Source organism: Rummeliibacillus sp. POC4, from assembly GCF_003576525.1.
Classification (GTDB): domain Bacteria; phylum Bacillota; class Bacilli; order Bacillales_A; family Planococcaceae; genus Rummeliibacillus.
This window is the reverse complement of record NZ_QWUA01000037.1, coordinates 1-9,449: the sequence shown is the minus strand read 5'-3', so window position 1 is coordinate 9,449 and position 9,449 is coordinate 1. Positions and strand designations below refer to the sequence as shown.

General features: G+C 31.5%; 17 protein-coding genes. 7 read left to right on the top strand and 10 right to left on the bottom strand.

Going from position 1 to position 9,449, the window contains the following annotated elements; translation table 11 throughout:
- The 7 genes from D1606_RS11775 to D1606_RS11745 all read right to left on the bottom strand — a co-directional run.
- A partial coding sequence (locus D1606_RS11775; protein ID WP_147414489.1) for an AAA family ATPase occupies positions 1-1,224 on the bottom strand: 1,224 nt, incomplete at its 3' end.
- 100 nt (positions 1,225-1,324) lie between these two features.
- Entirely contained in the window at positions 1,325-1,612 is a 288-nt protein-coding gene (locus tag D1606_RS11770; protein WP_119416209.1) for a hypothetical protein, read from the bottom strand.
- A 450-nt stretch (positions 1,613-2,062) separates the two neighbouring features.
- A complete protein-coding gene (locus D1606_RS11765) occupies positions 2,063-2,332 on the bottom strand; it encodes a hypothetical protein (protein ID WP_119416208.1) in 270 nt (89 codons plus the stop codon).
- On the bottom strand, positions 2,329-2,856 hold the full coding sequence (locus D1606_RS11760; RefSeq protein ID WP_233548091.1) for a helix-turn-helix domain-containing protein: 528 nt from the start codon (positions 2,854-2,856) through the stop codon (positions 2,329-2,331). Before D1606_RS11760 ends, D1606_RS11765 begins: the two co-directional genes overlap by 4 nt.
- Before the next feature lie 88 nt (positions 2,857-2,944).
- Entirely contained in the window at positions 2,945-3,265 is a 321-nt protein-coding gene (locus tag D1606_RS11755; RefSeq protein WP_233548090.1) for a helix-turn-helix domain-containing protein, read from the bottom strand.
- Positions 3,262-3,492 (bottom strand): hypothetical protein, encoded by a 231-nt coding sequence (locus tag D1606_RS11750; RefSeq protein ID WP_119416207.1) that lies wholly within the window; start codon positions 3,490-3,492, stop codon positions 3,262-3,264. Before D1606_RS11750 ends, D1606_RS11755 begins: the two co-directional genes overlap by 4 nt.
- The gene (locus D1606_RS11745; RefSeq protein ID WP_119416206.1) at positions 3,492-4,265 is read right to left on the bottom strand and encodes a Rha family transcriptional regulator; all 774 of its coding nucleotides are present in this window, start codon (positions 4,263-4,265) and stop codon (positions 3,492-3,494) included. The genes D1606_RS11750 and D1606_RS11745 overlap by 1 nt, the downstream gene beginning before the upstream one ends.
- A gap of 66 nt (positions 4,266-4,331) precedes the next feature.
- Here D1606_RS11745 and D1606_RS11740 point away from each other — a divergent pair, with 66 nt between their 5' ends.
- Positions 4,332-4,523 (top strand): hypothetical protein, encoded by a 192-nt coding sequence (locus D1606_RS11740; protein ID WP_119416205.1) that lies wholly within the window; start codon positions 4,332-4,334, stop codon positions 4,521-4,523.
- On the opposite strand, the gene D1606_RS18760 is transcribed toward D1606_RS11740, so the two are convergent.
- The gene (locus D1606_RS18760; protein ID WP_158582370.1) at positions 4,515-4,676 is read right to left on the bottom strand and encodes a hypothetical protein; all 162 of its coding nucleotides are present in this window, start codon (positions 4,674-4,676) and stop codon (positions 4,515-4,517) included. The genes D1606_RS11740 and D1606_RS18760 overlap by 9 nt on opposite strands.
- Positions 4,677-4,919: 243 nt before the next feature.
- Between D1606_RS18760 and D1606_RS11735 the strand changes: the two genes are divergently transcribed.
- Positions 4,920-5,132 carry a hypothetical protein gene (locus D1606_RS11735; protein ID WP_119416204.1) on the top strand — a complete coding sequence of 71 codons (213 nt, stop codon included), beginning with the start codon at positions 4,920-4,922 and terminating at the stop codon, positions 5,130-5,132.
- Positions 5,133-5,140: 8 nt separating this feature from the next.
- Here the strand turns inward: D1606_RS11735 and D1606_RS11730 are convergent, their stop codons facing one another.
- Positions 5,141-5,335 (bottom strand): hypothetical protein, encoded by a 195-nt coding sequence (locus tag D1606_RS11730; RefSeq protein ID WP_119416203.1) that lies wholly within the window; start codon positions 5,333-5,335, stop codon positions 5,141-5,143.
- Positions 5,336-5,376: 41 nt separating this feature from the next.
- Complete coding sequence (locus D1606_RS11725) at positions 5,377-5,628, bottom strand: helix-turn-helix domain-containing protein (RefSeq protein WP_119416202.1); 252 nt, start codon at positions 5,626-5,628, stop codon at positions 5,377-5,379.
- A 161-nt stretch (positions 5,629-5,789) separates the two neighbouring features.
- On the opposite strand from D1606_RS11725, the gene D1606_RS11720 reads away from it, so the two are divergent.
- The 5 genes from D1606_RS11720 to D1606_RS11700 all read left to right on the top strand — a co-directional run bounded on the left by D1606_RS11720 (position 5,790) and on the right by D1606_RS11700 (position 9,349).
- Entirely contained in the window at positions 5,790-6,251 is a 462-nt protein-coding gene (locus tag D1606_RS11720; RefSeq protein ID WP_119416201.1) for a helix-turn-helix domain-containing protein, read from the top strand.
- A gap of 16 nt (positions 6,252-6,267) precedes the next feature.
- Positions 6,268-6,678, top strand: coding sequence for an ImmA/IrrE family metallo-endopeptidase (locus D1606_RS11715; protein ID WP_119416200.1), 411 nt, complete (start codon positions 6,268-6,270; stop codon positions 6,676-6,678).
- A gap of 49 nt (positions 6,679-6,727) precedes the next feature.
- Positions 6,728-6,952 carry a minor capsid protein gene (locus tag D1606_RS11710; RefSeq protein WP_158582369.1) on the top strand — a complete coding sequence of 75 codons (225 nt, stop codon included), beginning with the start codon at positions 6,728-6,730 and terminating at the stop codon, positions 6,950-6,952.
- Positions 6,953-6,970: 18 nt separating this feature from the next.
- Positions 6,971-7,777 (top strand): hypothetical protein, encoded by an 807-nt coding sequence (locus tag D1606_RS11705; RefSeq protein WP_119416198.1) that lies wholly within the window; start codon positions 6,971-6,973, stop codon positions 7,775-7,777.
- Positions 7,778-8,137: 360 nt separating this feature from the next.
- The gene (locus D1606_RS11700) at positions 8,138-9,349 is read left to right on the top strand and encodes a tyrosine-type recombinase/integrase (RefSeq protein WP_119416197.1); all 1,212 of its coding nucleotides are present in this window, start codon (positions 8,138-8,140) and stop codon (positions 9,347-9,349) included.
- Positions 9,350-9,449 lie beyond the last annotated feature (100 nt).

Here is a 9,449-nt window from a genome sequence, read left to right as displayed (position 1 = left end):
TCCAAGTTCCTTTCCTTGCTCCGTTACTTTTGCTAGTCGTTCAGATTTGCTTAAATTAAATGCTTCTAAAGCTGTTTGACGAGCTTGCTCAACTTGTTCAGCTGGTAAGTCTTGTTTACATGTTGGGCAAGTGCAATTATCTTCATAATGGAATTGTTCTGAATTGATTACGCCCCATTGATCGCGTAGTTGTTGTAGTTGAACATCCATATCAGATATTGCTCGTTTGTTTTGTTCTGCAGTTCGACTCATCATTTCAATTTCTTGTTCAGCTTGTTGAACTGGCTTTTGTATAATGGATAAATTGCCACGTTCTTCTTGAAGTCGAGCACCAAGTCTATAAATTTCATCTTTAGCGTTATATTCAAAATCACGTTTGTAATGTTCCATGTCGTTTTCTAACTTCATAAGTTGCTGTTCTTTTTCAACTATTGCTTTACCATTTTGTATATTGAATATGATTTGCTTTTGACCATCAATTTCTTGTTCAATAGAGACTAATTGTGATTTCAGACTTTCAACATCTATTGATAACTCTGGAATCATATTTTGATTCTCTTTAATTTGAACTGGAATTTTATCTAATTCCTCATTAATCTTTTTTCGCTTATTAGCAACAATCTTTTTGTATTCATCAACCGTTTTGCTTTGCAATATTGTTGGTAATTCTTTAAGTTTTGGATTCACATTGATTACATCTTGATCTGTGATATCTCCAACGATTTTAAGTAATTCTTTTCGTCTTTCTTGCCATTTAAGCTGTTCATTAAAATAGCTTGGGTTTGTTAATAATTTGAACGTTTCTTCCTGGATGATTTCATTTACTTTTGCTTCGTATTCTTTCTTTTTGACCGGTACTTCATCGATGTAATAATCTGTTGTATGGCCTGAAAATTCTTTAGTTGCTAAACCTCGTTTTTTGGTCCATTTTTCTTTAAATACTTTGCGTAGTGTAACTGGTGTTCCATTTACTAACAATGTAGCTTCAACTGCATGATCTTTGTTGTGAACCTCTTTACCATCGACTAATGTTTTGATGGAGAAGTCCTTCTTATTTGAAGAATCTTTATCGAAAAGTAACCAAGTGAATGCATCAAATACTGTTGTTTTACCAGTAGCGTTATCACCAAAAACTTTGGCATTACTACCATTTGTGTTTAAATCGAAACTTAGAATACCTTTGAAATAGCTCATTCCAATGTTTTGAAAAGTAACCTCTTGCATTTGTATTGCCTCCCTATTTGAATTTGTCAGGGCTATGTAATAAAATGATATAAATAGCTATTAGATAACCCCGAATCCACTGTTTGCGGCAGTGGATTTTTTATGCTGTTTTTGGTACAAATTTTTCATACTCCGATTGAGTTAATAAAGTTGAAAATTGAATGCCTTCAATTTCTACGATAGCTTTACTAATGAAGCTACTTCCTGGATCAATACATTTGTAATCTTCAATGTCGAAACTGTCGAAATGCTTAAAAAACACTTTTGGAACAGATATAAACACCTCTGTAAAATTGCCATCCACTTTTACGCTAAAAGTTGGGTTTTCATCGCAGATGGATTTTAATTCACCAGTTAAATCTGCAATTCTAGCAATTAAATCTGTCATCATTTCACCTTCTTTCTGATGCTTAACTCGCATCACGAAGCGCACAAGTTGTTGAGCTTTCCACACTCAAGAACATGAAGTTTCCTTTCACTCGCATTTGTAAATATACTGATATACAGTGTTTTACGATTATGCGCTTCGTGACGAGAATCAATTCACATCATGAAGTACACGAATGGTGAATAGTTAGCATGTAATTAGAGGCCTATTCACCTCACTTTTGAATTTTTCGTGTACTTCATGACAGGAATTAACCTGTCATGTTATAATGAATATTGGATATTTCATAATGCTTTTCTAAATCAACTGCTGATTAACTTCTGGACAAAGTTAGTCAGCTTTTTTAATGCCATAAACCGATTGCTCCGATTGTGATCATTGCAATGATTCCGCCATAGAACCAAAGCTTGTCCGATAAGCAAACATCTTCTGATTCAAAAAAGTATTTGTTCAATTTGCGCATCTGGTCACCTCTTCCGCTGGTATTCCAAGTTTGTTTAGTTTTTTGATTACTTCCAAAAATCTGTCATACTCTACTTTTCTTTGACGAAAATTTTCAAGTTCTTTCAGTGACTTATCTATGTCCTTAAGCAACTCACGCGCTTCTTTGTATTCCTGGCGTCTAGCATGTATCATCATTTGAACATTTAATGTATCGATGCAGTTGTGTTCTTTGATTGCTGCGTCTACATCTTGTGGTTTGAAATTTGATTTGTTCATCGTGTACCTCCCATAGCTAAGAAACCATTTGCTTTAAGTGATGTATAGTGATCGCCCCAAACATTTACATAACTAAAATCACCTTCCATGCAAGTTACAGCTACAAAATGAACCATTGAAGTAATTGCTTCTACAGCCTCACTAAGCAGATCTTCTGTGTCTTGCCTTTCATAAGGTGCCATTGCTCTAAATGGCTTAGAAAAATCAGCTTTTCTTAATTTTTCCAGGAACTCGCTGACTTCCTCGTCTGTTTTCTCTTTTACCGCTGATCTGTGTAAGTCCACATTTGGACCATCCAACCAAACTGGACCTGTGCCTGTGTATTCCTGTTGAAGAGTAATAGCAAATTTAGGATTATCAAACGCTTTATTTAGGATGCGACTTACATCTTTTGGAATCTTAGAACGACCATTCTCATACTTTGAAATCGTTTCTCTTGAAACATGTACTTTATCAGCTAATTTTTGTTGATACATATTTCCTCTCATTTCCTTTAGAACACGTGGGACTTTACTTTCCTTCACTTTGTTCTCCTCCTTGTTTTTAGGCGGTCACATCTCATATACAACTAATCTTTTAGTAGACCGCCGTATTTCGATAGATTTGATAGAATTAAATTACAGATTTAAAATATGTTGTATTTGTATCAACCCAATCGGTGTTTCGGCGAATCCATTCAAATAACATATCTGTCGGAATTAACAAACCAGCTTTTCGAAATGTTGGAAAATCAGGTCTACCAATTAATTCAGCTGCTTTTGTATGACTAATATGAAGTAATTCCATTAGTTCTTTTCTGGTAAGCAATGGTGGTAATTCTTTTAATTTCGTTTTTTGAAGAAATTCTTCTTTTAATTTTTCATTTTCTTCTCGAATGATTTGTCGAAGTTCACCAACCGTCATAGTTACGATCATGTCGTCGGGAGTTTTCATTTAATCACCACCAATTTGTTATTTGATGAATGCATAATCTTTGAACATTCATGGCAATAGAAACTTGTTGAAGCAAAATCGCCACCATCTTGAAAAATCTGAATAATATCTGTTGATTCAAGTTGAATTTCTTTACCACATTTCGGACATGCAGTAAAGATTTCACCTTCGTATAAATCAACTTTTATTTCGATGGAATCGTTAAGCTTTGTTTTAACGTAGAACATTAAGCACCCAACCCTTCTGCGTTTACTTGATGTTTGATAGCCATTTCTTTAACGATTGATAAATAAATCTCTGTCAATCGAACATCATCCGCAATTACGTCAAGTTTTGAAATTCGATTTACTTTTGACTTTGGAAGACCATTGCAAATCATTTCTTTTTTACGGTTGTTCAAACGTCGATTTAACAAACAATGAGCACGTTCTTCTAAATATTGATAGCTTTCGTTACGAACGTTTCGATACTCTTCGAAACCGCCACGCGATTCAGCTATTCGATTAAGAACTTTTGTAACTTTCTTTTTCCATTCAACTGGATTAAGCATTAGTATTTGTTCAATGTTTTCTTGTTTTCTTTCAACTTGTTGAATGCGATGATCTTGTTCTTTTTGTTTTAACTCGATTTTTGCTTGTGCTTCGAACATGGCACCAAACATTTGAAGTTGTGGGCTGAGTTGCGATTTATCAATCTCTTGTTGTTTTATGTGCTCTTCCATTTGGTTGAAACGTTCGATATATGCAACTGCGAAGTGAGTGCCTTTTGCTCCTGTCATTCGAGTTGAGTAAAGTTCACAGCCTTTCTTTGTTAATTTGTAACAAGGTTTAGTTCGATTAAGGTTATCTTGGTAAGTAGATTCAAGGAAATAGTTCACCACAATTTTGTGGTCATCTAATTGAGCAATGATATTATTGATATCGCGCAATACTTGGTCGTGTCTTCTTCCGACCATTTCAGCAACTTCTAAACTTGAGATTGTTCTTTCTAATTGATTCATTTGTTTCACTCCTTAGTAGGTATTTCCTCACTCTTTGTCGAATAATGACAAGAGGAGGTGATAGTAATGTCTGAAATCAAATTAAACACTTTTCCAAATAGTAAAGCTGATGCACTAACAATGCTCTATCTTGAAAATCAAGATTTAACAAATGTTACTCCTGAACAGTTAGTTGATAAATATTTAGAAGCTCATGAAAAAGTAAATAAAAGAATTAGAGAAAAACGTAGCAAAGATTCTGTTAAAGTTCTACGTTAAATTCTTCAAAGCTTTATAAATGTCAATCATTACACCAGTTATTGAGCTTAATTCATAGGGATCAAGATTTTGTTGCGAATATTCTGCTAACAGTTCCAGCTGTTGGCGGAGTATTTCCTCATTCGATAACTTATCAATAGTTTTTTGTTCCATTTGTTTCACCTACCTTTCAGGTTTTCTCTTGCACCCACCAATAAAGAATTAATGTCATGGCGATTGGCTATTGCTGCCGCTCCATTCCGAAACGAGGATATCGTCGCGTACTCCGCTCGATTAATTTCTTATTGGTAGGTGCAAAGTGTCAATGTTATGCATTTTTTAAAACTTTGATTTTCATCCAGTTCTCCTCTTTTGTGATCTATGTGGTAATATTTTCATAGATTGGAGGTGATAAGTATGTCTAAAGAAAAACATAAATTAATTGATCCTAACGAATTTGCACTTGCTGTAATATCATCTATTCCTCTTAAAGGTGACTCCCCAGAAACCATTGCAGAGGAAAAGTTGAACTACTATTTAGCTGCTTATGAGAAAGCTCTAGAATTTAATGATTCTTATAAGAAAAATGAAAATCTACTTGAACGTTACAAAAGACTAAATAATATTTAACTTTCTGTTTATTGGAGCTCTAAGATGATTTTTGCTATATTTTTCAATTCATCTAAGCTCCATCCTTTTTCAAGAGATAGGATTATTACATCGCCAAGATGATGGCTTACATCCATTACATTGTTAGTTAAATGAGTAAATTCAGAATCAGAATCATCATTTTCAAGTAACTTTGTTATTTTTTCTATTTGTTCAAGTGTCAATAAATTCACTTCCTTTCGTTTGGTAGGTGCAAAGGCGAATGTTAAACGATTTGTTTCATTTTACCTTTTGGTAATTCATTTTCAAAAATAAAAACATCTTCGAATGTTAGTTCAGGAAAATTTGCTAAAACACCAGCTATAAATTTACCACCTGGATTTCTTTTTCTATTCAATACTCTATTAACAGTACTATGTGCTACACCTATCGATTTAGCGAATTCGCTCTCAGAAAAATTATTCTGTTTAAGGTAATTGTTTAAAAAAATTGTATTTACTTTCACATTTAGTTGCATATTATCACCTCCTTCTTACCTTTTGGTAATTACCTTGTGGTAATAATATAACTTATATTTTACCTTTTGACAATACTTTTATTTAATTTTTTTTATAATTATTTCCTTTTGGTAATAAAAGTGTTTAAAATCTATATATACAAACATTTGGTGGTGAAGAAATGACTGAGTTTGGAAGATATATAAAACAAGTAAGAGAAGAAAAAAGAATGACATTAAACCAAGTTGCTTTGTATTCAGAAATTAGTGCAGCTCAACTATCACGGATTGAAAATGGTAAGCGTGGTGTTCCAAAGCCTTCTACAATAGAAAAAATATCTCAGGCTTTAAAAGTTGATTATAACGAATTAATGAGAGTAGCTGGATATATAGAAAAAGATAATTCTGATTTACCTAAATTAACAAAAAAAGATGAACGTGATGTCGCTAAAGATTTAGAAAAAATAATTTCTGGGCTTGAAGGACATAATAATGGTTACGCTCAATTCGATGGTCAAACAATCGAAGATATGGATGATGAAGATCGTGAGTTATTAATAGCATCATTAGAACAATCTATGCGCTTAGCAAAAAGATTAGCTAAGAAAAAATTCACTCCTAAAAAATATAGAGATAAAGAATAACAAAGGAGTTGTATAGATGTATATTGACAATATAATTTCAGAATTAGTAAAGAAATATAAAACTAATGACCCTTTTCAAATAGCAAAAGAAAAAGGGATTGTTATTCTTTATCAGGATTTAGGAAATACATATGGGTATTATCGTTCATACAAACGAATGCCTATTATACATATAAATAATTCACTGGATGAAAAAGACCAAAAGTTTACTTGTTGCCATGAATTAGCTCATGCAACATTACATCCATATATAAACACAACATTTTTAAAAAAGAATACTTTTTTCTCAGTGGACAAGATTGAAGTTGAAGCGAATTACTTTGCAACTCACCTTCTTTTATACAATCAAGATTTTGAAAATTGTGAAACCAAGATTGATATTTTAAGAGAAAACGGTATTCCATATGAGATGGAAAGATTTTTGTAAAAATCATTTATAATTTATGTTTTTATTAATTAATCATGGAGATGAAAATATGGTTATTCAAGATTTACAGGAACACTACAAAAAATTATTAGAACGATATAAAAATGCTAAAATACCTAAATACGAAATTATGGATTCTGATGATGAAAGAACATGTTCTCTATGCAAATCTCATCGAGGAAAAATTTACAAAACTAGCGAAGCTATAGTAGGAGTGAATTTTCCTCCGTTCCATGATAAATGTAGATGCACCATATATCCTATATTTGATTAATTGGAGGTACATATAAAAATGCCAAAAGTATTAAAGATTATAGGTACTATTATTTTATTAATCATTATTTCAGTTGTTACTATTACTATTTTATTCAGTAATAAATATCCTAACGATGAACCTGGTACAATTACAAAAGCACAATATCAAAGTCTAAAAGAGGATATGAGCAAAAATGAAATACAAGAAAAATTAGGAAAGCCCAATGAAAAAGATGATGATATAAATGAATGGGACTACAAAATTGTTGATGGATCTACCATAACTAGTAAAACAGTTTCTTTACACTTTGATCCATCTGATAAATTAGAGTTGAAATTGGACGATGATTATTTTAATCCAAACAAAAAAACGGAAGAAGATAATACTAATACTGATGAACAGGAAAAAACTAATTTCGACTATGAAATTTCATCAGAAGTATCTGTTGAGGATTCTGTAGGAAAAACAGTTAATTGGAACGGTGATTCTAAAGATGTAATTAGAGATGTACAGGTAAAAGGGAAAAAAGATGAGAGCAAATACATTACCCTGAAACTTAATGCACCTATGAATTTAACTAAAAACATGATAGAAACTCAAGTAAATAAAAATACCTTAAAAATAGTTAAATCGATAGTAGAAGATCCGAACTTTGATTCTGAAATAAAAAACATTACTTTCTTTTGGTACTTACCTTTAACAGATAGTTACGGAAAAGATAAAGAAGATGTAGCTTATAAAATAACTCTTAAAAATTCAACTATAGATAAATTGAATCTAGATAATTTAACTAATATTCAATTAAATTCTGTAGCTGATGAATATCAAGTTTTATTCAAGTAGCAAAAATAAAAATCTATCTATGCAAAGATAGGTTTTTATTTTATAATTAAAAGAACATATGTTCTTTTAATTGTGAGATGTTTTTTTGATTGTGAGTATTACAAAGCTATATATCAAATACAAGATACCTTTAATGTAGATGAAGAATTTGCAAAAAAAGACTTGATAGCTACTTAGCTACTGATAGATGTATACATAAATTTATAACGTTATGAGTAACTACCATTTGTATTTTAAAGAAATTAACAATTCATGATGAATAATTACAATTTTCACACTTTGGTTATAATAACGGTTCCTTATATGACCGTCATGAAATTGTTAAAGTGATAGGTTATTAATTAAGAGGTGGATGTACAAATGAGATGCGAAAAATTAAAATCAGGTATTTGGGAATGTTATGATGAAGGTCCACGTGATCCAATCACAAATAAACGAAATCAGATTAGAAGGCGCGGGAAAACTAAAAATGAAGCAAAAGAAAAGGTTAATGCTGAAATAAACTCACTAAAAGATGGCTATAACAAACGTGTTGGAAAGGCATTAACTTTTAATGACGTTGCTGAAGAATGGCTAAAAGTATACTCAGTTTCTGGCGTTAAAGACAATACCATAAGAAGTAGATTATGTTCGTTAAAAATTTTAAATAGTTATTTAAGAAATACGAAAATAGCTAATATAAATAGTAGAACATTACAAAATATCTTATTTGAAATGAATGACAAAAAGTATTCAATGTCTGCTATGGAAAATGTCAAAGTTACAGCTGGAATGATATTTAAATACGCTGAAATGAATAAATTCATTCGAGATAATCCAATTAAATTTGTTAGCGTACCTAGAAAACGTCTAACAATAGAAGAAATTGAAAACTCAAAAATAGAAGAAAGCTATTTAGAAAGAGATGAATTAGAAATATTTCTAAATACAACTATTAAAGACGGTTTACCAATGGATCAGGAACGTTTTTTCTTGATGGCATTCACTGGAATGAGAGTTGGAGAGGTTTGTGCTTTAAAGTGGAATGATATTAATTTTGAAACAAATGAAATTAGAATCACTAAAACTATGTATATGCCAAATACTAATATGCACCAATATAAATTGACACCACCAAAAACGAAAAAGGCTATTAGGACTATTGATGTTGATGAGGACATCATGAAAATGTTAAAGAAACATAAAACACATCAAGCTAAAATTCGGTTAAGTACAAAAAAACTATTTGATGATTATCATGATAAGAACTTTGTCTTTTGTCGAGATAACGGATATCCATTTTGCCAACGAAATGTTTATGATCGAATTACAAGTGTACTAAAGAAAAGTGGTTTAAAGAAAATTGGTGGCCCGCATATTTTAAGACATACTCATATTACTTTACTTGTCGAAGCTGGCGTAGACTTAAAAACAATTATGGATCGAGTTGGCCATGAAGACTCAAAAACAACTTATAACATTTATACACACGTAACAGAAAAAATGAAAAAGGATGCTCAAACAAAAATGAAAAATCGTTTTGGTGATTTAATGGAATTGTCTATTTTACCTAAAAAAAATACAGGAATGTGATAAATGTGTGATATTTCGTTGTTTCACACAAAATAAAACAGCCAGAAATACTGCTGTATCAGTACTTCTGGCTTCATATTACCCATTATGACGTTTGTAA